The sequence below is a fragment of the Aeromonas sp. Prich7-2 genome (genome assembly GCF_017939255.1).
GTDB classification, from domain to species: Bacteria; Pseudomonadota; Gammaproteobacteria; order Enterobacterales; family Aeromonadaceae; genus Aeromonas; species Aeromonas caviae.
The window spans coordinates 26,095-48,646 of sequence record NZ_JAGKRI010000008.1; the positions used below are offsets into that span (position 1 = coordinate 26,095).

The 22,552-nt window shown below is 65.2% G+C and carries 19 protein-coding genes; 15 read left to right on the forward strand and 4 right to left on the reverse strand.

Annotated features, from left to right (window positions below):
• Window position 1: 1 nt before the first annotated feature.
• The 4 genes from J9892_RS02085 to J9892_RS02100 all read left to right on the forward strand — a co-directional run bounded on the left by J9892_RS02085 (window position 2) and on the right by J9892_RS02100 (window position 4,276).
• Window positions 2-1,540: an inactive transglutaminase family protein gene (locus J9892_RS02085; protein WP_010674088.1), complete on the forward strand. Its 1,539-nt coding sequence runs from the start codon at window positions 2-4 to the stop codon at window positions 1,538-1,540.
• Window positions 1,541-1,543: 3 nt separating this feature from the next.
• Window positions 1,544-2,509 (forward strand): alpha-L-glutamate ligase-like protein, encoded by a 966-nt coding sequence (locus J9892_RS02090; protein WP_010674087.1) that lies wholly within the window; start codon window positions 1,544-1,546, stop codon window positions 2,507-2,509.
• Between the two features lie 297 nt (window positions 2,510-2,806).
• Window positions 2,807-3,721 (forward strand): hydrogen peroxide-inducible genes activator, encoded by a 915-nt coding sequence (locus tag J9892_RS02095; protein ID WP_010674086.1) that lies wholly within the window; start codon window positions 2,807-2,809, stop codon window positions 3,719-3,721.
• Between the two features lie 105 nt (window positions 3,722-3,826).
• Window positions 3,827-4,276: an NlpC/P60 family protein gene (locus J9892_RS02100; protein ID WP_029314241.1), complete on the forward strand. Its 450-nt coding sequence runs from the start codon at window positions 3,827-3,829 to the stop codon at window positions 4,274-4,276.
• A gap of 54 nt (window positions 4,277-4,330) precedes the next feature.
• On the opposite strand, the gene J9892_RS02105 is transcribed toward J9892_RS02100, so the two are convergent.
• Window positions 4,331-4,624, reverse strand: a complete 294-nt coding sequence (locus tag J9892_RS02105; RefSeq protein WP_010674084.1) for a hypothetical protein — start codon at window positions 4,622-4,624, stop codon at window positions 4,331-4,333.
• Window positions 4,625-4,836: 212 nt separating this feature from the next.
• Here J9892_RS02105 and J9892_RS02110 point away from each other — a divergent pair, with 212 nt between their 5' ends.
• From J9892_RS02110 to J9892_RS02125, 4 genes are read left to right on the forward strand one after another with little or no spacing between them, the layout of a single operon-like run.
• Window positions 4,837-6,267, forward strand: coding sequence for a coniferyl aldehyde dehydrogenase (locus J9892_RS02110; RefSeq protein ID WP_210537946.1), 1,431 nt, complete (start codon window positions 4,837-4,839; stop codon window positions 6,265-6,267).
• An 8-nt stretch (window positions 6,268-6,275) separates the two neighbouring features.
• On the forward strand, window positions 6,276-6,866 hold the full coding sequence (locus J9892_RS02115; RefSeq protein ID WP_143237321.1) for a TetR/AcrR family transcriptional regulator: 591 nt from the start codon (window positions 6,276-6,278) through the stop codon (window positions 6,864-6,866).
• Window positions 6,856-7,383, forward strand: coding sequence for a hypothetical protein (locus tag J9892_RS02120; protein WP_210537947.1), 528 nt, complete (start codon window positions 6,856-6,858; stop codon window positions 7,381-7,383). The genes J9892_RS02115 and J9892_RS02120 overlap by 11 nt, the downstream gene beginning before the upstream one ends.
• Window positions 7,384-7,399: 16 nt before the next feature.
• The gene (locus J9892_RS02125; RefSeq protein WP_210537948.1) at window positions 7,400-8,584 is read left to right on the forward strand and encodes an iron-containing alcohol dehydrogenase; all 1,185 of its coding nucleotides are present in this window, start codon (window positions 7,400-7,402) and stop codon (window positions 8,582-8,584) included.
• 15 nt (window positions 8,585-8,599) lie between these two features.
• Here the strand turns inward: J9892_RS02125 and cysM are convergent, their stop codons facing one another.
• The gene (gene cysM, locus J9892_RS02130; RefSeq protein WP_210537949.1) at window positions 8,600-9,490 is read right to left on the reverse strand and encodes a cysteine synthase CysM; all 891 of its coding nucleotides are present in this window, start codon (window positions 9,488-9,490) and stop codon (window positions 8,600-8,602) included.
• Between the two features lie 154 nt (window positions 9,491-9,644).
• On the opposite strand from cysM, the gene J9892_RS02135 reads away from it, so the two are divergent.
• From J9892_RS02135 to J9892_RS02160, 6 genes are all read left to right on the forward strand, one after another.
• Window positions 9,645-9,902, forward strand: a complete 258-nt coding sequence (locus tag J9892_RS02135; protein WP_113977962.1) for a GNAT family N-acetyltransferase — start codon at window positions 9,645-9,647, stop codon at window positions 9,900-9,902.
• Window positions 9,892-10,476 carry a nucleotidyltransferase family protein gene (locus J9892_RS02140; RefSeq protein ID WP_113977960.1) on the forward strand — a complete coding sequence of 195 codons (585 nt, stop codon included), beginning with the start codon at window positions 9,892-9,894 and terminating at the stop codon, window positions 10,474-10,476. Before J9892_RS02135 ends, J9892_RS02140 begins: the two co-directional genes overlap by 11 nt.
• A 70-nt stretch (window positions 10,477-10,546) precedes the next feature.
• Window positions 10,547-12,370 carry a SulP family inorganic anion transporter gene (locus tag J9892_RS02145; protein WP_210537950.1) on the forward strand — a complete coding sequence of 608 codons (1,824 nt, stop codon included), beginning with the start codon at window positions 10,547-10,549 and terminating at the stop codon, window positions 12,368-12,370.
• Window positions 12,371-12,491: 121 nt separating this feature from the next.
• Window positions 12,492-13,838 (forward strand): MATE family efflux transporter, encoded by a 1,347-nt coding sequence (locus J9892_RS02150; RefSeq protein ID WP_113977958.1) that lies wholly within the window; start codon window positions 12,492-12,494, stop codon window positions 13,836-13,838.
• Between the two features lie 11 nt (window positions 13,839-13,849).
• A complete protein-coding gene (locus tag J9892_RS02155; protein ID WP_039039859.1) occupies window positions 13,850-14,440 on the forward strand; it encodes a hypothetical protein in 591 nt (196 codons plus the stop codon).
• Between the two features lie 276 nt (window positions 14,441-14,716).
• The gene (locus tag J9892_RS02160; RefSeq protein ID WP_005313020.1) at window positions 14,717-14,932 is read left to right on the forward strand and encodes a DUF465 domain-containing protein; all 216 of its coding nucleotides are present in this window, start codon (window positions 14,717-14,719) and stop codon (window positions 14,930-14,932) included.
• Window positions 14,933-15,093: 161 nt separating this feature from the next.
• On the opposite strand, the gene nifJ is transcribed toward J9892_RS02160, so the two are convergent.
• Both nifJ and J9892_RS02170 read right to left on the reverse strand, forming a co-directional pair.
• A complete protein-coding gene (nifJ, locus tag J9892_RS02165) occupies window positions 15,094-18,699 on the reverse strand; it encodes a pyruvate:ferredoxin (flavodoxin) oxidoreductase (protein ID WP_210537951.1) in 3,606 nt (1,201 codons plus the stop codon).
• Window positions 18,696-20,342: an NAD(P)-binding protein gene (locus J9892_RS02170; protein ID WP_210537952.1), complete on the reverse strand. Its 1,647-nt coding sequence runs from the start codon at window positions 20,340-20,342 to the stop codon at window positions 18,696-18,698. The genes nifJ and J9892_RS02170 overlap by 4 nt, the downstream gene beginning before the upstream one ends.
• A gap of 350 nt (window positions 20,343-20,692) precedes the next feature.
• On the opposite strand from J9892_RS02170, the gene J9892_RS02175 reads away from it, so the two are divergent.
• Entirely contained in the window at window positions 20,693-22,495 is a 1,803-nt protein-coding gene (locus J9892_RS02175; protein ID WP_210537953.1) for a hybrid-cluster NAD(P)-dependent oxidoreductase, read from the forward strand.
• Window positions 22,496-22,552 lie beyond the last annotated feature (57 nt).

Genomic DNA, 22,552 nt, shown 5'->3' on the forward strand with positions numbered 1-22,552 from the left:
CATGGTTTCCCGTAAGCCGTTCTATCTGCTGGTCGCCCTGCTCTACATCGTCGGCCTGGGGATGACCTTCTATCATCACATCGCGCTGGACGTCCCGCTCACGCCGGGTGAAAAGCGCCAGATCTGGTCCATCGAAGCCAAGCTCGAATTCGAGGCCACCGGCGAGCCGGTGATCGCCTCCCTGGCCATTCCGGGCACCCAGCCCGGCTTCACCCTGATGAACGAGAACGCCGCGAGCCCGGGCTATGGCCTGTCGTTCGTGGAAAAAGACGGGGATGCCCGCGCCGAGTGGTCCATCCGCACCGCCTCCGGCCGTCAGGAGCTCTACTACCGGGTCGACATGATGGCCGATGCCCATGCCAAGCCCGCCGCCAACCCGCAGCCGCCCGCCATCGAGAAGCAGATCGAGAGCGAGCCCTACGCCACGGCCATGAAGCAGATCCTGGAGCGCGCCCAGGAGCGCTCCGCCGACGGCTACACCCTGACCCGCGAGATCATCAAGGAGATCGAGAAGCAGGAACAGAACGCCGAGCTGCTCAAGTCCCACAAGAGCCGCGCCAATCTGATTGCCGAGCTGCTCAACAACGCGGACGTCCCGGCCCGGGTGGTTCACGCCCTCAGCCTGGAAGATGGCCGTCGCCGTCAGGAGCTGGTGGATTACCTGCAGGTCTTCAACAGCCCGACCGACTACAAGCTGTTCAACCCGCAAAGCGGTGAACAGGGTCAACCGGCCAACCTGCTGCTGTGGGAGTACAACTCCGGCGCCCTCCTGGACGTCACCGGCGGTCACAACTCCCGCGTTACCTTCTCGATGATCGAGCAGGAGCAACCGGTCAACGTGGCCCTGGCCCAGAAGTTCGAAAAATCCGAGATGATGAACTTCTCCATCCACAGCCTGCCCCTGGAAGAGCAAGCCCTGTTCAAGGGTCTGCTGCTCATCCCCATCGGCGTGCTGATGGTGGTGTTCCTGCGGGTCATCGTGGGGATCAAGACCTCCGGCACCTTCATGCCGGTGCTGATCGCGGTCGCCTTCATCCAGACCTCGCTGGTCACCGGCCTCATCGGCTTCCTGCTGATCGTCGGCACCGGCCTGGTGATCCGCTCCTACCTCTCGAGGCTGAACCTGCTGCTGGTCGCCCGAATATCGGCGATCATCATCATGGTGATCTCGATGATCGGCATCTTCTCTGCGTTCGCCTTCAAGCTGGGGCTGACCGACGGCATGAAGATCACCTTCTTCCCGATGATCATCCTCTCCTGGACCATCGAGCGCATGTCCATCCTGTGGGAAGAAGAGGGTCCCAAAGAGGTGTTCCGCCAGGGCGGCGGCTCCCTGCTGGTGGCGGTCATCGCCTACCTGGCCATGGACAACGAGCTCATTCGTCACCTCACCTTCAACTTCCTCGGCCTGCAGCTGGTGCTGATGGCGACCGTGCTGTTGATGGGTAACTACACCGGCTACAAGCTGAGCGAGCTCAAGCGCTTCAAGCCGCTGGTGGACGAAATGAAGTCTGGTGCCACCCCGGGTAAGGACAAGTAACAGATGTGGTTCTGGCAGAAATACACCAGTCCGTGGAGCCTGTCCCAGGCAGGCATCCTCGGCATGAACAAGCGCAACCACTCCTACATCAGCCGCTACAACCCGCGCCGCCTCTATCCGCTGGTGGATGACAAGCTCAAGACCAAGCGCATCGCGCTGGATGCGGGGGTGACGGTGCCTGAACTCATCGGCACCATCCGCGAGCAGCACGACGTGACTCGCATCACCGCGCTGGTGAAGGACTGGCCGGGCTTCTGCATCAAGCCGGCCCGCGGCTCCGGCGGCAAGGGGATCCTGGTGATCCTGCGCCAGGAGGACGGCCTCTTCTACAAGCCCAACGGCAGCGCCGCCAACGGCCAGGATCTGGAGCGCCATGTCTCCAACATCCTGGCGGGGCTCTATTCCCTCGGCGGCAAGCCCGACGTGGCGCTGGTGGAAGGGCTCATCAACTTCGACGACGTGTTCGACGGCTACTCCTTCGAAGGGGTCCCCGATGCCCGGGTGATCATCTTCAAGGGGTTCCCGGTGATGGCCATGATGCGCCTCTCCACCTCGGCTTCCGATGGCAAGGCGAACCTGCACCAGGGCGCCGTGGGGGTGGGGCTGTGCCTGCGCACCGGCCGCGCCCTGCGGGCGGTGCAGTTTGGCAACCCGCTGCGCCACCACCCGGACACCGGCCTGGATCTCTACGATCTGAAGGTGCCTCACTGGGACACCCTGCTCAACCTGGCGGCCTCCTGCTACGAGATGTCCGGTCTTGGCTACATCGGGACTGACATGGTGCTGGACAAGTTCCGCGGCCCCATGCTGCTGGAGCTCAACGCCCGTCCGGGCCTTGCCATCCAGATCGCCAACGGTCGCGGCCTGGTGCCCAACCTCAAGACCATCGAGAAGCTGGGTCAGGTCAAGATGAACGTGGAGCAGCGGGTCAACTTCGCCAAGGATCACTTCGGTATCTTCGACGAATAGTCCGCCCCCCTTCTGCAAAAACGCGCCCACCGGCGCGTTTTTTTATGGCCGCTCCTGCGCGCAGGGCGCCCCGCCCGAAGGCCGATCCCCGTCACATCCCATGGCGGCGCCCCTTCAATGGCGCGGCACAAGGGGATAAGCTCCTGACCAATGAGGGGTGACCAGCTCATCGGCGCAGGCCACCCCATGTGCGTGAGGCAGTGCGCCTGCCAGGGGGCACCGATTTGTCGACGACAACGGGGCTTCTCGATGGTAGATTAATCAAATCAAATAGATAGCATCGATCGGGTTTCTCCTATGCAACGTTGGCCCAGCCTGAAGCAGCTCCAGTATCTGGTCGCTCTGGACGAGCACAAGAATTTCAACCGCGCCGCCAAGGCCTGCCATGTCAGCCAGTCGACCCTGAGTACCGGGATCCAGACCCTGGAGGACATGATGAACCTGCAACTGGTGGAGCGGGATCACAAGAGCTTCATCATGACGCCGGTCGGCATGGAGATCGTGGCGCGGGCGCGCAACCTGCTCTCCGACGCCCGGGATCTGATGGAGCTGGGGCAGCAGCAGGGGGGCGTCATGCACGGCACGGTGCGCCTGGGCTGCATCCCCACCATCGCCCCCTTCCTGCTGAGCAAGCTGCTGCAGGTGTGCGGCAAGGCCTATCCGGATCTGGAGCTGCTGCTGCGGGAAGACACCACCACCAATCTGCTCAAGCAGCTGGAGCAGGGGCAGCTCGATCTGCTGATCCTGGCGCTGCCGGTGGAGATCGGCGGCTTCCACAGCAAGACCGTCGGCCAGGATCCCTTCCACATGGTGATGCCCTCCCACATGGCGGCGGGCCTGCACATGCCGTTCGACTACAAGGAGCTGCCCAACCAGAGCATCTTCCTGCTGGAGCGGGAGCACTGCCTGACGGAGCACGCGGTGAGCGCCTGCCGGCTGCGGGACAAGAGCAAGATCAACCCGTTCGCCGCCACCAGTCTGCACACCCTGGTGCAGATGGTGGGGGCCGGTCTTGGCACCACCTTCCTGCCCCAGATGGCCATAGATGCGGGCATCCTCGACAACACGGACCTGGTGGCCATCCCCCTGCCCGGTGAGAAACCCTATCGGGAGATAGGCCTGGTGTGGCGCCCCAGCACCACGCGGGTGCAGACCTTCTACAAGATTGCCGAGCTGCTGACGCCGCTCATTACCCCCAAACCGGCGGGGTGATCCAGTGGCTGCCCCACAGGCGGCCACTCGTCAATGCCGTTGTCATTCAGGTTCCAGGCAGGATCATCGTCTATGATGAACCCCGTGCCCTATCAAGGAGTTGAGATGTTTCGCACCTTGCTGCTGCCCCTGCTGGCCCTGCTTCTCGCCGCCTGCTCCAGCACGCCGGAGCCTCCCCCTCCCGTGCGCCAGAGCGGCGCATTCGACAACTTCTATCAGCAGTGGCGCGGCGTGCCCTATCGCATGGGCGGTACCAGCCGCGCCGGTCTCGACTGCTCCGCCTTCACCCAGCTCGCCTACAGCCAGGTGCTGGGCTTCACCCTGCCCCGCACCACGGAATCCCAGGCGAGCCTCGGCCGCCCGGTGGACAGATACCGTCTCCAGCACGGGGACCTGGTCTTCTTCAAGACCGGCTGGCAGCAGTACCACGTCGGGGTCTACACCGGGGCAGGTGAGTTCATCCACGCCTCCACCAGCAAGGGCGTGATCCGCTCGCGCCTCGACAACGTCTACTGGAACAGCCGCTACTGGCAGGCCCGCAGGCTGGTCCAGTAGGTGCGACCCCAAACATGAAAAGGCCCCGAGGGGCCTTTTCATGTTGTTGCCGGGTCAGTGCTTGCGGTGCCAGCGGGGCGAGGTGGCACGCTCCCCCCAGGGGGTCATACAGGGCAGCAGGGCCCCCTCGATGACGCCCTCATGGCTCGCCAGCGCCAGGGCAATCTTCTCGTGGAGCAGGCGCAGCAGGTTCTTCTCCTGGCCCGCCAGGGAGTGGCCCGCGGCGAAATACTCCTGCTGATGTTGCAGCGCCAGCTTCTGGGCAAACTCATAGGTATTGAAACTGTCCGGCATGCGCGCGATCACGTCATCCAGCCGGGCCAGCAGGCTATGCAATTCCCTGGTCATGTGCGGTTCTCCCTCCGAGTTGGTGCCCCACAATTACCCCTTATTGGATATAAGACCAATCCGAATGCCTCAAAAATGGGAGCCCGGACACAGTTCCGGACAACGCTCCCCACTGGCAGCCACCCTCTGCCCCCGCCCGGTTTACAAGTCGGCAACGAATCGCTAGATTTGGACCGACTAATCAGTCGGTCACTTTTCGTGCGGAGCATGCCATGGACACCACCGTCACCCCCGCCTCACCGGACAAGTTCTCCCTCCCCGAGCAACTGCATCGGCTCAGGCAGGCCAGCCAGGCCACTCCCATGCCGGATCTGGCGTCCCGCCGCGCCAGACTTGACGCCCTCAAGCAGGGGCTGCTGCGCCACAAACAGGCAATGTGTCAGGCCCTGGCCCGGGACTACGGCCAGCGCAGCGACTACGACAGCCTGATCGCCGATGTGCTCCCCTGCGTCATGCAGATCAACTACACCCTGAAACGGCTCAAGGGGTGGATGAAACCGGAGCGCCGTCATTCCGGCCTGCTGCTGGCCCCCGCCAGGGTTGAGGTGCACTATCAGCCCCTCGGCGTGGTCGGCATCATGGTGCCCTGGAATTTCCCGGTGATGCTGAGCCTCGGGCCCCTCATCGGCGCCCTCGCCGCCGGCAACCGCGCCATGATCAAGCTCTCCGAGTTCACCCCTCACACCAACGCCGTGCTGCGCATCCTGCTCGATGAGGCCCTCGGCAGTGACGAGGTGGTGGTCATCGAGGGGGATGCAGGGATCGCGGCCGCCTTCAGCGCCCTCCCCTTCGACCATCTCATCTTCACCGGCTCCACGGCGGTGGGTCGGCTGGTGATGGCCGCGGCCGCCCCCCAGCTCACCCCTCTCACCCTGGAGCTCGGCGGCAAGAGCCCCTGTCTCATCGCCCCCGACATGCCCCTGGCCCTGGCGGTAGAGCGGATGATCTTCGGCAAGAGCCTCAACGCCGGCCAGATCTGCGTGGCCCCCGACTACGTACTGCTGCCGAGGGGGCAGGAGCAGGCCTTTATCGAGGCCTATCAGGCCCATTTTCGCCGCCTCTACCCCAAAGGGCTCGAGAGCCCGGATTATGGCGCCATCATCAACGCTCCCCAGTACGAGCGGCTCACCGCCTGGCTGGAGGAGGCGAGGCAGGCCGGCGCCCAGATCCACCCCTGCGTCACGCCCGCCCGGGATGACGCCACCCGCAAGCTGGTGCCCCACCTGCTGACCGAGGTGCCCGGCCACTGCCAGGTGATGCAGCAGGAGATCTTCGGCCCCCTGCTGCCCCTGGTGCCCTATGACGACATCGAGGAGGCCCTGGCCTATGTGGCGGCCCGCCCCCGCCCCCTGGCGCTCTATCTGATGAGCCTGGACGAGACGCTGCAGCGCCGCCTCATCCGGGAGACCCACGCTGGGGGCATGGCCATCAACGAGAGTCTGTTCCAGGTGGCGGCGGACGATGCCCCCTTCGGCGGCATCGGTCCCTCCGGCATGGGCCACTATCACGGCCGCGAGGGGTTTCTCACCTTCTCCAAGGCCAAGACCGTGCTGCGCCGCGGGCGCTTCAGCACAGGCTCCCTCATTCACCCCCCCTATCGGCGCTGGTACCAGCGGCTGATGATGGCCCTGTTCCTGCGCTAGGAGGCGAGATGCGAGAGACCATGACCGACAAACGCCGCCAGATCCTGGATGCCGCCCTGGCCCTGTGCGCGGAGGATGGCCTGCAGGGCGCCGCCACCGCTCGCATCGCCAAGGCGGCCGGGGTGGCCAATGGCACCCTGTTTCATCACTTTCCCAGCAAGGAGGTGCTGATCCAGTGCCTCTACCAGGAGATCAAGACACGCCTTGGCGCCGCCATCACCGAGGCCGATGCCGCCCTGCCGCTCCAGGAGCAGGCCCGCCACTACTGGCACCAGGCCATGGGCTGGATGCAGGCCCACCCCCGTGAGCTCAGGTTCGTGCTGGGCTTTTTCCACTCCCCCCTGCTGGCCCGCCCCCTGCGCAGCCAGATCCTGGCTGAGACCTTGCATTTTCTGCCGGGCCTGCTCGCCCGGGGCCAGGCCAGCGGCGAGCTGATGTCGGCCCCGCCTGCCCTGATGCTGGAGGTGTGCCAGGGCCAGTTTCTGGCCTGCGCCTCCCTCTTTGTCGATCAGCCTGAACTGGGAGAAGACCCCCACTGGCAGGAGAGCGCCTTCGCCCTCTTCTGGTCCGCCATCAGTGGAGGTTCCCATGCGCCCTGACGCCCTGCTTGCCACCGGCAGGCGCCTCTGGATTGGCAGCCTGCTCTGGATCATCGGCCGCACCCTGTGCCGCGCCGCCCGGGTCGACGAGGCGGTGCGCCGCGAGCTTGCCCCCCTGCCGGACGGCCTCACCATCAGGCTGGAGGTAAACGGCATGACCCGGGGGCTGAGTCTCTACAAGTTCGCGGGGCGCTGGCACTGCGGTGAGGAGGCTGGCAGGGCGCACTCGACCTGTGCCCATGACGGCCCCCACCCCCTGCGGGTGCGCTTCAAGCATCCCGCCGTCGCCTTTCGCGCCCTCAGTTTTCGCCTCGGCATCAACCAGGCCTTTTGCGAAAACCGGCTGCTGGTGGATGGGGATCTCGACGCGGCCATGCACCTGGTGCGAGCGCTTGAGCAGTTGCAGAGCCTGATCCTGCCCGCCTTCATCGCGCGGCCCCTGCTTCGCCACTACCCGGACCCGCATCGCAAGCTCGCGCGGGCCTGCCACATCTATCTGGGTCTTCTGACCGGTTGAACACGAGGAGAACGGGATGAGCCGTTATTACGATTTTTTCTGCCCGGTCAAGCTGATGGCGGGGGAGCAGGCACTGGAGCAGTTGCCGGATGCCCTGAGGGGATTGGGAGCTGGCCGCCCCTTGCTTCTCACCGACATGGGGGTCAGCGGCAGCGGGCTCGCCACCCTGCTGGCCGATGTGATGGCCGAAGGGGCCTTGCCGGTCGCCGCCATCTGGGACGAGATCCCGGCGGACTCCTCCACCGCCGTGGTGGAGCGGATCGCCCGCCACTACCGGGAGCTGGGCTGTGACAGCCTGCTCGCCCTTGGCGGCGGCTCCGTCATCGACACCGCCAAGGCGGTGAACATACTGGCGACCCTGGGGGGCGAGCGGCTGCTCGACTATGCCGGAGCGGATTGCCTGACCCGTCCCCTCAACCCCCTGGCGGTGGTCCCCACCACGGCGGGGACCGGCTCCGAAGTGACGCTGGTGGCAGTGATCAAGGACGAAGGGAGCGGGCGCAAGGTGCCCTTCACCTCCCCCTTCCTGCTGCCCCGGCTGGCGGTGCTGGATCCCCGCTTCACCCAGGGGCTGCCGCTGCCCATCACCGCCGCCACCGCCATGGATGCCATGACCCACGCCATCGAGGCCTTCATCGGCAACGGCAAGAACCCGGTCAGTGACGCCCTGGCCCTGATGGCGGTGGAGAAGATTGCCACCGCCCTGCCCAGGGTGCTGGCCCACCCGACGGACAAGGGCCTGCGGCTGCAACTGGCGGAGGGCTCCACCCTGGCGGGCATGGCGTTTTCCAACTCCATGGTGGGGCTGGTACACGCCCTTGGCCACAGTCTGGGGGCGCGCTGCCACCTGCCCCATGGCCTCTGTATGAACCTCTTCCTGCCCACCGTGCTCGACTACAACCGGCCCGGCATCGACCCCGAGCTGGCCCGCCTGCTGCTGCCCCTGGTGGGGCCGGAGCGCTTTGCCGCGACCCCGGCCGAGGGGAGACCCCAGGCCACCATCGAGGCGTTGCAGGCACTGCGCGATACCCTGTGGCAGACGGTCAAGCTGCCCCGCACCCTGCGGGAGGCGGGCCTCACCGACAAGGCGCTGCTGCCCGGGATCCGGGATCTCGCCATCAACGACGGCGCCCTGCTCTACAACCGCAAGGATGCGGACAGGGACCAGTTGCTGGCCCTGCTGGAGCGGGCCTGGGAGTAGCAGGCCCCTTGCCCGTCAGACATCGGGGGTGAAGACCCCGGTGGAGAGATAGCGATCCCCCCGATCGCAGATGATCGCCACCACCACCCCCTGCCCGATCTCCGCCGCCACCCGCAAGGCCCCGGCCACGGCGCCACCCGAGCTGACACCGCAGCAGATCCCCTCCTCCCGCGCCAGGCGGCGCATCATGACGAGGGACTCTTCCAGTGTCACATCCAGCCCCCCATCGACCCGCGCAGGCTCGAAGATGGCGGGCCGGTAGGCCTCGGGCCAGCGGCGAATGCCGGGGATCTGGCTCCCCTCGGCCGGTTGCAAGCCGATCACCGCCACCGCCGGGTTTTGCTCCTTGAGGTAGCGGGAGACCCCCATGATGGTGCCCGTGGTGCCCATGGCCGAGACGAAGTGAGTGACCGCCCCGCCGCTCTGGCGCCAGATCTCGGGGCCGGTGGAGCGGTAGTGGGCATCCGGGTTGGCGGGGTTGTTGAACTGATCGAGCACCAGTCCTTCCCCCCGCGCCTGCATGGCCAGGGCGAGGTCTCGCGCCGCTTCCATACCCTCTTCCACCAGCACCAGCTCGGCGCCGTAGGCCTGCATGGCGTCGCGCCGCTCCTGGCTCATGTTGCTCGGCATGATGAGCCGCATCCGGTAACCCCGGGACGCCGCCACCATGGCCAGCGCGATGCCGGTATTGCCGGAGGTGGCCTCGATGAGCCGGGCCCCTGGCGCTAAGTGACCACTCGCCTCTGCCTGTCTGATGAGGTTCAGCGCCGCCCTGTCCTTGACGGAGCCGGCGGGGTTGTTGCCCTCCAGCTTCGCCAGCAGGGTGACGCCGGGGTGCGGATTGATGCGGCGCAGCGCCAGCAGCGGGGTGTTGCCTATCAGATCGTCCAGGGTGGCGAAGGCCATGACGGATCCATCCTCTCTCAATGTTCTATACCTTGCCTTGCGACCATTCGCAGGCCGGCCAGTGTAAGCGAGCCCGCCATGGGCGCAAAGAATGGCGTTGGCAAACCCTGTCCGCCATGTTCTGATCTTCCCATTCACCCAGAGAGGACTCCCGATGAGCGACATCCTTCACCAGGCCGATCAGCAGCAGTTTGTCTGCACCGTGGACGGCAAGCTCTCCCGCCTTGCCTATCGCCGGCTGGACGCCACCACGGTGGACGCCTACAGCACCCAGGTTCCCCCCGAGCTGCGCGGACAGGGGATTGCCGACAAGCTGGCCCGCCGCTTCTACGAGTGGACCCTCTCCGAGGGGCTCACCATAGTGCCGAGCTGCAGCTACATCGACGTCTGGTTGCGCCGCAATGCCGGTTGAAGCCGGGGCGCTGCGGGAGGCGCACCTGCGGGCCTGCACCGAGGCCCTGCTGCGGGCTGATCACCCGCGCATGGATTGCCTCCGGGCTGCGCGGGAGCTGGCCCTGCCCGACTGGGCCCTGGGGGCGGGGTTTGTGCGCAACCTCATCTGGGATCACCTCCATCACAAGGCCGAGCCCACCCCGCTCAACGACATCGATCTTATCTATCTGGACAGCGCTGATCCGACTGGATTGAAGGAGGCCGATCACGAAGCCTGGCTCGCCGCCAGGATGCCGGGCCAGCAGTGGGAGGTGCGCAACCAGGCCCGCATGCATCTGCGCCAGCAGGTGCCTCCTTTTGCCAGCTCGCTGTCGGCCCTCAGCCACTGGGTGGAGATACCCACCTGCATCGGGGTCCGCCTGCTGGCAGATGATGCGTTCGAGTGGCTGGCCCCCTACGGCTTTGCCCCCAACTGGTCCCTGGTGGTGAGCCCCAATCCGCGCTGTCGCCAGGAGAGCCGTATCTTTAGCGAACGGGTCAGGGCCAAGGAGTGGCAACGCATCTGGCCTGACCTTGTGGTGAACTGGCCATGAGCGGATTGCAAAGGATCGACAACCTTGGGCACACTAAGAAAAAGATGTTTGTAACTCAATGGGTTAAATAATGCGCGACTTCTTCTCTCTCGAGCGCTGGCTGCCGGGGCTCGCCGCCTTGCTGCAATACCAGCGGGCCTGGCTGATGCCGGATCTTCGCGCTGGCCTCTCGGTCGCGGCCGTGGCCCTGCCCGTGGCCATCGCCTATTCGGAGCTCGCCGGGGTGGGCGCCATCGTCGGCCTCTACTCCTGCATCCTGCCCATGGTGGTGTACGCCCTCTTTGGCACCTCCCGTCAGCTCATCGTCGGTCCGGATGCCGCCACCTGCGCGGTGATCGCCGCCGTGGTAACGCCGCTCGCCGCCGGGGATCCCACCCGTCACTGGCAACTGGTGATGACCATGACCGCCATGACCGGCTTCTGGTGCCTCATCGCCAGCCGCTTCAAACTGGGGGTGCTGGCAGACTTTCTCTCCCGCCCCATCCTGATGGGGCTGCTCAACGGGGTGGCCATCACCATCATGGTGGGCCAACTCTCCAAGATCTTCGGCTTCACCTTCAGCGAGCGCTACCTGATAGAGCGGATCCTGAACGGCACCAGCTACATTACCCAGACCCATCTGCCCACCCTGGCCATGAGCCTGACCGCCCTGCTCACCCTGCTGCTGGCCAAGCGCTACAGACCGGCCTGGCCCTCCTCCATGGTGGCCATGGTGGTGACGGCGGCCCTGGTGTGGCTGTTCAATCTCGGCCGTGTCGACATCGCCACCCTGGGGACCATCGGCTCGGGGCTGCCCGCCTTCCAGATGCCGGACTTTCCCCCCGGGCTTATCCGTGAGTTGGTGCTGCCCGCCCTCAACCTCGCCATGGTGAGCTTCGTCTCCATGATGCTCACCGCCCGCAGCTTCGCCGCCAAGAATGGCTACGAGATTGATGCGGACAAGGAGTTTAGGGCGCTGGGCATGGCGAACCTGGCGGCGGCCGCCTCCCAGGGGTTTGCCATCAGCGGGGCGGATTCGCGCACCGCGGTGAACGACGCCAACGGCGGCAAAAGCCAGCTGGTCTCCATCATCGCCGCCGCCGTCATCGCCCTGGTCACCTTCTACCTGACGGCACCGCTGCAATACATTCCCACCGCCGCCCTCGGCGTGGTGCTGGTGATGGCCTCCCTGTCGCTCACGGATTTTCGCGGCCTCTTGGCCCTGCGCGACTCGGACCGCGCCGCCTTCTGGCTCGCCCTGGTGACCTTTGTCAGCGTGCTCACCATGGGGGTCATTCCGGGCATCACCCTCGCAGTCCTGCTGGGGCTGTTCCAGTTCCTGCGCAACGTGATGCGCCCCACCGACCAGCTGCTCGGCATGGACGACGAGGGCGTGGTGCGCACCCTGGGGGACAACGAGCAGGCCAAGGCGATTCCCGGCATCCTGGTCTATCGCTTCAACTCCCCGCTCACCTACTTCAACGCCCCCTACTTCAAGCGGCGGGTGCTGGCACTGCTGGTGCAGGATCCCCACAATCCCAGGTGCCTGGTGGTGGATGCGGTGGCCTGCTTCACCCATCAGGACATCAGCGTGATGAGCATGGTGGGAGAGCTGCACAAGGAGCTCAAGCGGCGCGGCATCCACATGGTGATGGCCGGTCGGCACGGCCAGATGAGCCAGTGGTTCAAACAGGCGGGGATCCGGGTTGGCGAGGATGGCATCATCCTCTGCCCCGACATGTACCAGGCCTTGCGCATGACCCGCTGCTACCGGGAGCCGGTGTTCCGGGACGACGAGGGGGTGGAGAGCACCACGGATCCCCTGCTCACCCGCTGGCCGCACGATGACGACCTGCCCGACTCGGCGCGCCTCACCCGCCCCAGCGAGCAGGAGGCCGGCGCCACGCCGGTCTGAGAGACATCCCCCGGTCACAGGCCCCTCCTCCTGCGACCAGGATTGCACCCCGCCCCCGCTTGGTGTTAAATGCCCCTCCAGTTGGCCCTGACGAGGGCCATCGCCAGCACCTGGATATCCCATGCAGACTCAATCCCACGCAGGCCCGGGCTCCCTCTTCGCCCTGACCTGGCCACTGTTCATCGATCTGGCCCTTCACTTTCTGACCGGGGCCCTCAACACCTTCATGGTGGGCCACGTCTCCTATCAGGGGGTGGCGGCCCTCGCGGTGGGCAACCAGGTGTTCGATCTCGCCATCACCCTGTTCAGCTTCGTCAGCATCGGCACCAGCGTGGTGATCACCCAGTATCTGGGGGCGGGAGACAAGGAAAAAGCCCGCGTCGTCATCCACACCGCCATCGGTTTCAACCTGCTGGTGGGACTGGTGGCCGCGGTCGGCGTCATGGCGGGGGCCGGCACCATGCTGGCGCTGATGAACCTGCCTGCCCACCTGATGAGCGACGGCAGCCTCTACCTGCAGATCATCGGGCTTTGCCTGCTGCCGGAGGCGGCGGCCCTCTGTCTGGCCGCCACCCTGCGTGCCCACGGCCACACCCGCCAGGCCATGTACGTGACCCTCATCGTCAACCTCATCACCTTCGTCGGCAACCTGCTGCTGCTCTATGGCTGGTTCGGCCTGCCCCAGCTCGGGGTCGCCGGGGTCGCCATCAGCACGGTGGCGGGGCGCATCGTCGGGGTGGCGCTGCTGGTATGGCTGGTGGCGCGCAAGACCGGCATCCGGCTGCGTCTGCCCGAGATCGTCCGCCCAAGCCGCGCCATGCTGGACAAGGTGCTGCACATCGGTCTGCCGGCGGCGGGGGAGAACCTCTCCTGGATGCTGCAGTTCATGGTGGTGACCGCCTTCGTCGGCCTGCTCGGCGACAAGGCGCTGGCGACCCAGTCCTACTTCTTCCAGATCTGCCTGTTCATCCTGTTGTTCGGCCTCTCCATCGGCCTTGGCAACGAGATCATCATCGGCCACCTGGCGGGGGCCCGACGCTTCGATCAGGCCTATCGCCAACTGATGAAGAGCCTGAAACTCGGCCTCATCGTCACCGCCGCCATCGCCATCGCCGCCGCCCTCAACGGCCGCGCCATCATCAGCCTGTTCACCGACGACGCCGACATCATCACCCAGGTGGCGCAGCTCTTCCTCATCAGCCTCATCCTCGAACCCGGTCGCACCTTCAATCTGGTGGTGATCAACGCCCTGCGCGCCACCGGGGATGCCCGTTTCCCACTCTACATGGCGCTCGTCTCCATGTGGGGCATTGCCGTTCCTCTGGCCTATTTCCTTGGTATCATGCAGGGCTATGGCCTGGTAGGCATCTGGCTGGCCCTCACCTGCGACGAGTGGGTGCGCGGTCTGGCCATGTTCTGGCGCTGGCGCAGTCGTCGCTGGCAAAACAAAATTCTTGTCGAAACATAAGCGGAATCACCATGAAGAAAATCGGACTCTTGTTGACGGCCATCCTGCTCAGCCCGCTCGCCATGGCGCAAACCGCCCCGGCGACTCCCAAGGCGCAGGCTCCCCAGACCTGGTATGTGGCCCCCATCGTCATCGACGAGACCAGCGAAGCCCAGAAGGCCCTGACCAAGGAGTTCACGGCCCAGATGATCAAGACCATCAAGATCAACGAGTACCAGACCGGCAAGGCGGTGGGCAAGACCAAATCGCCCAAGTGGCTGATCCGCACCAAGCTGATGCCCGCAAGCCAAGAGCCCCTGGTTGGCAAGAAGCACCCGCAGGGCCTCACCTACGGCAAGGGCATCCCCACCCAGGAGATCGTCGGCGAGCTCATCATGAACGGCACCCTGGTGGCCCACATCGGTCAGGGCTGGCGCGAACCCATCGTGCCGGGCACACCGGTGGCGGAGAAGATCTCCATCGCCAACTACCAGTACGCCATCGGCAACGAGGCCAAGGCGCCGGATCTGGAAGAGCTGGCGGCGCAGATCGGTTTCGAGGCAGGCAAGGTGATTGCCAGAGACGGCAAGCCCCTGCCCGAGAAGAAAAAGAAAAAAGAGTAAACGGCTCACCCGTTTCCAGTCAGGGGCCTCGCGCCCCTTTCTGTTGCCCGCCCCGTTGCAGACCCCCTCTCCCGAATGTGAAGCGGATCCCGCTTCTTTCCTCTGCTGCCCCTGGGTCAGCAGGCAATCATCTTGTAATTCAAACAGTTAAAAATCGCCCTTCCCATGCAGCAAATCCGTGGCCCCGAATTGGATCGGGATCACGTTTCTCCCCGGCAGTAAGGGGTACTTTGGTCTTGCAGGCACAATCAAACGACAACAAGGAGGCTTCATTACATGTTTCCGGAGTACAGAGATCTCATCTCGAAACTGAAGAGCAGTGATGTCCATTTCCAGAAGAAGTTTGACTTGCACAACGACCTGGATGCGGAGATCAGAAAGCTGGAGAAACACCACGCCAGCGACTACAGCTCCGAGGTGAAGGATCTGAAAAAACAGAAACTTAAACTGAAAGAGGAGATATACGACATCCTCAAACAACATCCACACTAGACGCCTCGACGAATACCTGGATAAGCAACTTATCCTGCCAGCCCGGCCCGACGCCGGGCTTTTTGTTGGCCGCCCCAAGGCGCGGCAACGGCCACTTCCCTTGGCACCGGAAAACGAAGCGGGCCAATGGCCCGCTTTGTCTTACCTGTTTCATCCCATGATCACACCGGCGGATGGAAATGGCTGGCCTCGCGGGTGGCCATCTCCTCGTAGGTGGCCCACTTCTGCCACGCCACTTGTTGCGCCACCTGCATCAGCCGCTCGGCCTCCTGTGGATGGCTCTGGGCCAGCACCCTATAACGGGTCTCCTGCTGCCGATATTCGGCAAGGGGGATGGAGGGGCGCAGGCTGTCGAGGCTGAAGGGGTTCTGCCCGGCGCTGCGCAGTACCGGGTTGTAGCGCATCAGCGGCCAGTGGCCCGAATCGACCGCACGCTTCTGTTGGGCCAATCCCTGCTCCATGTCGAGGCCGTGGGCGATGCAGTGGCTGTAGGCGATGATAAGGGACGGGCCCGGATAGGCTTCGGCCTCACGCAAGGCCTGCAGCGCCTGCTGCGGATTGGCCCCAAAGGCGATGCGGGCAACATAGACGTTGCCGTAGGAGATGGCCTGCAAGGCTACATCCTTCTTGGCCAGGGTCTTGCCCCCCGCCGCAAACTTGGCGACGGCACCGAGCGGGGTCGATTTCGACATCTGACCGCCGGTGTTGGAGTAGACCTCGGTATCCATCACCAGCACGTTCACATCACGGCCGGAGGCGAGCACATGATCGAGCCCCGCCGAGCCGATGTCATAGGCCCAGCCATCGCCGCCCACTATCCAGACCGAGCGGCGCACCAGCTGATCAATCAAGGAGAGCAGTTCGCGAGCTTTGCCGGATTTCACCTCTTCCAGCCGCTCCCGCACTTGCGCCACTCGGCCCCGCTGGGCGCGGATCTCCGACTCCAGCCGCTGCGGGGCGCTGATCAGCGACTCGACCAACGCTTCCCCGATCTCCCCCTTCATCGCCTGCAAGGCTGCCACTGCCTGACCGTGGTGCTGATCGGCGGTGAGGCGAAAACCAAAGCCGAACTCGGCGTTGTCCTCAAACAATGAGTTCGACCAGGCCGGCCCCTTCCCTTCACCGTTTTTGGCCCAGGGGGTAGTCGGCAGGTTGCCGCCGTAGATGGAGGAGCAACCGGTGGCGTTGGCCACCAGCATGCGATCACCAAACAGCTGGGTCAGCAGCTTGAGATAGGGGGTCTCGCCACAGCCGGCGCAAGCACCGGAGAACTCGAACAGGGGTTCGAGGAACTGGGTGCCGCGCACGGTGGAGAAGTCCACCCGCTCGCGGGCAGGCCACGGCAGGCTCTCGAACCAGCACAGCGCCTGTTTCTGGCCAGCCAGATGGGGCGCCTTGTCCATCATGACGATGGCACGCTCGCCTTCATGGCTCTCTCCTTCTGCACTCTCGCCTTGATGGCGGGCATCCGCTCCGGCCCGCACCGGACAAGCCTGCACGCACTGGCCACAACCGGTGCAATCCTCCGGATAGAGTTGCAATGTGTAGCGGCTGTCGGGGAAACCCCTGGCGGTGACGGGCACCGACTGCGCTGCCTCGGGGGCCGTTGCCAGCCAGTCCTGATGGTAGAACTTGGCCCGCAGCGCCCCATGGGGGCAAACAAAGACGCAGTTGCCGCACTGGATGCAGATATCGGAGTGCCAGATGGGGATCTCGCGGGCGATATCCCGCTTCTCGAAGCGGCTGGTGGCGGTGGGGTAAGTGCCATCCACCGGCAGCATGGAGACCGGGATGCGATCGCCGCGCCCCGCCAGCATCGGGCCTGTGACCCGCTGGACAAATTCGCTGCCACCCGGTGCCAGTGGCAGCGGATAGTCGCTGATCTGCTCCTCACCGGCCGGGATGGCCACCTGATGGAGATGAGCCAGAGTGTCGTCCACCGCCGCGAAGTTGCGCTCGACCACTTCGGGCCCCTTGCGGGCATAGCTCTTCTCGATGCTCTCCTTGATCAGCGCAATCGCCTCATCCCGCGGCAAGATGCCAGCCAGGGCGAAGAAGCAGGTCTGCATGATGGTGTTGATGCGATTGCCCATGCCGTTGCGCTCGGCCACCCGATCCCCATCGATGCAATAGAGCCGGATATCGAGGGCGCGGATGCGGGCGCGCAGCCGCTCGGGCAGCTCGGCCCAGACCTGCTCAGGCTCATAGGGAGCATTAAGCAGCAGGGTCGCCCCTTCGGCGGCGTGCTCCAGCAGATCGACCGATTCGGCAAAGCCCCACTGGTGGCAGCCGATAAAGCTCGCCTGCTCGATAAGCCAGGGGGCATCGATGGGCTCGGGGCCAAAGCGCAGGTGGGAGACGGTGCGCGAGCCCGACTTCTTGGAGTCGTAGACGAAGTAGCCCTGAGCGTGGAACCCCTCCAGCTCGCCGATGATCTTGATGCTGTTCTTGTTGGCGCCCACAGTGCCGTCGGCGCCGAGACCGAAGAAGAGCGCCCGCACCCGGCTGGCAGGCTCCAGATCGCCGATGGGGTGCCAGGCCAGACTGAGGCCCGACACATCATCGACGATCCCCACGGTAAAGCGCGGGCGCGGCGCATCGGATGCCAGCTCCTCGAACACGGCCGCGCACATGGCGGGGGTGAACTCCTTGGAAGAGAGGCCGTAGCGACCGCCACTGAGCCAGGGCAGCCGCTTGATAAGGCCGCGCTGCAAACCGTCGATCAGCGCGCTCTGCACATCCAGCAGCAGCGGCTCGCCACCGGCACCCGGCTCCTTGGTGCGATCCAGCACCGCCATGCGGCGAACGCTCGCGGGCAGGGCATCGAGCAGCGCCTGTACCGGGAAGGGGCGATAGAGGCGCACAACCAAGACCCCTGTCTTGCGATCCTGTTGGTTGAGCCAATCCACGGTGGTGCGGGCGGTAGCCGCCCCCGAGCCCATCAGCACGATGACGTCGGTGGCATCAGGCGCGCCGTGATACTCCACCAGCCGATAGTGGCGGCCGGTCAGCTCGCCGAGGCTCTCCATGCACTGCTGCACCCGGGCCGGTACCGCTTCGTAGAAGGGGTTGACGCTCTCGCGGGACTGGAAATAGGTGTCCGGGTTCTGGGCGGTGCCACGCATCACCGGATGATCCGGGTTGAGCGCTCGGGCACGGTGGGCCCGCACCCAGTCGTTGTCGATCAGCGCCCGGATCTCATCTTTGTGCAGCGCGGTGATCTTGTTCACCTCGTGGGAGGTACGGAACCCGTCGAAGAAGTGGATAAAGGGCACCCGGCACTGCAAGGTGACACTGTGGGCGACCAAGGCCAGGTCCTGCGCCTCCTGCACCGAGCCGGAGGCGAGCATGGCAAAGCCGGTGCTGCGCGCCGCCATCACGTCCTGATGGTCGCCAAAGATCGACAGCCCCTGCGCCGCCAAGGATCGGGCCGCCACATGGAACACCGCCGAAGTCAGTTCACCGGCGATCTTGTACATGTTGGGCAGCATCAGCATCAGTCCCTGACTGGCGGTGAAGGTGGTGGCGAGCGCCCCCGCCTGCAGGGCGCCGTGTACCGTGCCAGCCGCCCCCCCTTCACTCTGCATCTCCACCACCGTGGGGATGTTGCCCCACAGGTTGGTCTGCCCCTCTGCCGCCCAGGCATCGGCCAGTTCGGCCATGGTCGAGCTCGGGGTGATGGGGTAGATGGCACACACTTCGCTCAGCTGGTACGCCACCCGGGCCGCGGCTTCGTTGCCGTCAACCATGATCAGTTCATGTTTCATTGGGACTCCTCCGGTTGGCGAAGCTCGATGGCGTGGCAGGGGCACTGGTCATGACAGACACCGCAGCCGGTGCAGAGTTCGGCATCCACCTGATACCCCAGACCCAGCCCCAGCTTGGCGATGGCCTGCTCGGGGCAGCTGCCATAACAGCCGTCGCACTCAAAGCAGTTGCCGCAGGAGTAGCAGCGCGCCGCCTCGTAGCGGGCGGCCACCTCATCCAGCCCGCCGATGATCTCGCCAAAGTCGTCCCGCGCCGAGGGCGGTTTGATCGGCTGGCTGCTGGCCGGCGCATGGGTCTGGAACCAGAGCTGCAACTGCTCGGGCCCCACCAATGAATAGGAGAGCGGCTTGTGGTAGAGGCGACCGCGCAGCCAGGCATCCATATGGCGCGCCGCCTTCTTGCCGTGGCCGGTGGCGATGGTGACAGTGCGCTCGGAGGGCACCATGTCGCCGCCGGCAAAGAGGCCCGGCACATCCGTCATCAGGTTCTCGCCAACCTGTACTACTCCCTCCTTGTTGACCCGCACGCCGGGGATGCTCTCAAGCACCGAGAGGTCGACCTCCTGACCCAACGCCAGAATGAGGGAGTCCGCTTCGAGGGTTTCAAACTTGCCGGTGGGCACCGGCTTGCCCTCGGCATCCAGCGCCATCACCTCCACCTCGATGTTGGTACTGTCGAGCTGGCGGATAGTGCGCAGCCAGTTGATCTTGATCCCCTCCTCCTCGGCCTCATCGGCTTCAAAGGCGTGGGCTGGCATATGGTCCCGGTCGCGGCGGTAGATGATTATCGCCTCCTCGACCCCGAGGCGACGAGCGGTACGGGCCGCATCCATGGCGGTATTGCCGCCGCCGTAGATGGCCACCCGCCGCCCCAGTTTTGGCGGCGGCAAGCCTTTTTCCTCCGCCAGACTGGCCTGCTCGAGGAAACTCACCGCATCGAGGATCTTGCCCGCCTCGCGGGCCGGAATGTCGACCCGCTTGGCCAGATGGGCGCCGATGGCCATGAAGACGGTGTCAAAGCCCCCCTCGTCGCGCGCTTTGAGCACGTCTTCCACCTTGTGGTTGAGGGTCAGGGTCACCCCGGCCGCCACGATGCGGGCCACCTCCCGATCCAGCACGTCGCGGGGCAGACGATAAGCGGGAATACCGAAACGCAGCATGCCGCCGGCGAGCGGGCCCGCTTCGCGGATCTCCACCTGATGGCCGAGCCGGTTGAGGTGCCAGGCGCAGGAGAGGCCGGAGGGACCGGCGCCAATGACCAGCACCTTCTTGCCGCTGGCGGGGGCAGGCGGCGCAGGCTGCCAGCCCCGGGCCAGCGCCTCGTCGCCGAGGAAGCGTTCGATGGCGTGGATGGAGACGGCATCATCCACCTGGGCACGGTTGCAGGCCGTTTCGCAGGGGTGATAACAGACCCGCCCGTGGACCGCAGGCAGGGGATTTTCTTCGATCAGTCGTTGCCAGGCCGCCTCAAAGCGGCCCGCTTCGGCCAGGGCAAGCCAGGCCTGGATGTTCTCGCCAGCCGGGCAGGCATGGTTGCAAGGTGGCAGGGCCGGCCGCCAGACGGGCAGCCGGGTACGGACCGGGCCTGTTCCCGTTTTCTGGGAGAGATCCGGCTGTGGGGTCATATCCAGTTGTTTGCTCATACATTGCTTTCTTCTTTTTGTGTGACAGGCCCCATCCGAATGCGCTTGATACCGTGTTGCCTGGGCAGACGGTGGCCGGAGAGGGAAGAAGCGAAAGCGTCAGAAACTGGAAGCTGGCTCGATGATGGGCCGTTTTTTGTACGACATGGTGGATCAGGATCAATAAATGTTGCGCTTTATGGGTCGCCCCCTTCACAACCGGATCCCCGTCACACCCCGCAGCCATTCGGGCCTGTCGCCCGAGCCCCCTCGCCGTCCTCGACGTGGGCAGCAGGAGAAGATTGCCGCCCGGGGCAGGAATCGTTATCTTCCCCTCTTCACAGGAATCGCCACAGCACAAGGACCAGGACATGCCGACCCTCGCCAGCATACATCTCTACCCCATCAAATCGACGGCAGGCATGCCGCTGGAGCGCGCCCGGGTGACCCAGGAGGGACTTGCCGGGGATCGCCGCTACATGGTGGTCAAACCGGATGGCACCTTTATCACCGCCCGCACCCATCCCCAGTTGCAGCAGGTGGTGGCCACCCCCGTCGAGGGAGGGCTGCAACTGCGCTATCCGGGTCTGCCCCCCCTTGCCCTCATGGAGGCGGCGTTCAGTCGCGCCCCTCAGCACACCGGTGTCTGGGGGGATCGCTTTACCGCCCTGCACACCGGGCCCGACGCCGATGAGTGGCTGAGCCGGGTGGCGAGGGAGCCGGTGCGCCTGCTCTGGCTCGGGGAGGCATCCGATCGTTTTCGGGAGAAGACCGGCACCCGGGTGAGCTTTGCGGACGGCTACCCCTTGCTGCTCATCAGCCAGGCTTCCCTTGAGGATCTCAACCTGAGATCCGATGCCTTGCACCAGATGAGCCAGTTTCGTACCAACCTGGTGGCGAGCGGCACCCGCCCCTTCGAAGAGGATGGCTGGAAGCGGATCCGCATCGGCGAGGTGGAGTTTCGGGTGGACAAGCCGTGCAGCCGCTGCATCATGACCACGGTGGAGGCAGGCACGGAGCGCTTCAATGCCCTGAAAGAGCCGCTGGCCACCCTCACCCGCTACCGCCGTGGCGAAGATGGTGAGGTCTATTTCGGCCAGAATCTGGTGGCCCTGAACGAGGGGTGGATTGAAGCGGGCAGCGAGATCGAGGTGCTGGAGCGGGCCCGGGCGCCGGTCTACCCCAACGCGGCCCCGAAAAAGCGGGAGCTGGTGTGCGTCGCCCGGGAACCCCTGGCCCGGGATCTGGAAACCTTCTGGTTCGAGGCCGCCGACGGCGAGCCCCTGCCCGACTACCTGCCTGGCCAGCACCTGCCCATCAGCCTCGATATCAAAAACACACGGGTTCAACGCCGCTACACCCTGAGCTCCACGCCGGAGCGGCCCGAGCGTTACAGCATCAGCGTCAAGAAGCTGGCCGATGGCCGCCTCTCCCCCTGGCTGCACCATGAGCTGAAAGTGGGCGATCACCTGCTGGCCGCCCCCCCGGCCGGCGAGTTTCACTTAGGGTCCGAGCGCAGGCTGCTGCTGCTCTCGGCGGGATCCGGTGTCACCCCCATGCTCTCCATTGCCCGCACTCTGGCACTACGGGGGGAGCTCGGTGACGTTCACTTCATGCACCTGTGCCGCAGCGAGGCAGACATCCCTGCCGCCAGCGAGCTGCACGCCATGGCGCAGCAGGGAATGACCCTCACCCTGATCCTGAGCCAGCCTGACAAACACTGGCAGGGGCTCAGCGGCCGTCTGAATGACGATCATCTGGGCCGGATCCGGGGTTTGCAGGAGCGGGAGGTGTTCATCTGCGGCCCCCACGGCTTCATGGCCGATGCAGCCAACCGGCTGAGCGCCCTCGGCGTACCGGCCGGGCGCATCCGCCAGGAGAGCTTTGGCGGGGCCCTGCTCTCGGTGGCCCGCCCCCATCAGGCGGTGCAACTGCGTATCGGCGAGCGGGAGTTTGCGGGCAACAACCAGGGCACCGTGCTGGATCAGGCCAACAAGCAGGGGGTAGAGCTGCCCTGGAGCTGCCGTGCCGGCATCTGCGGCAGTTGCAAGCAGACCCTGGTCTCGGGCGAGGTGGATCACCCCGATGCCCCCGCCATCAGCGCCGCCGAGCGTGCCGAGGGCAAGATCCTCGCCTGCTGCGCCGTGCCCCTGACGGATCTGGTGATCAAATAGGGTGATCGGGGGGCAAAACCCCGTCCCCGGAATGCAAAACGGCTGCCCAGGGGCAGC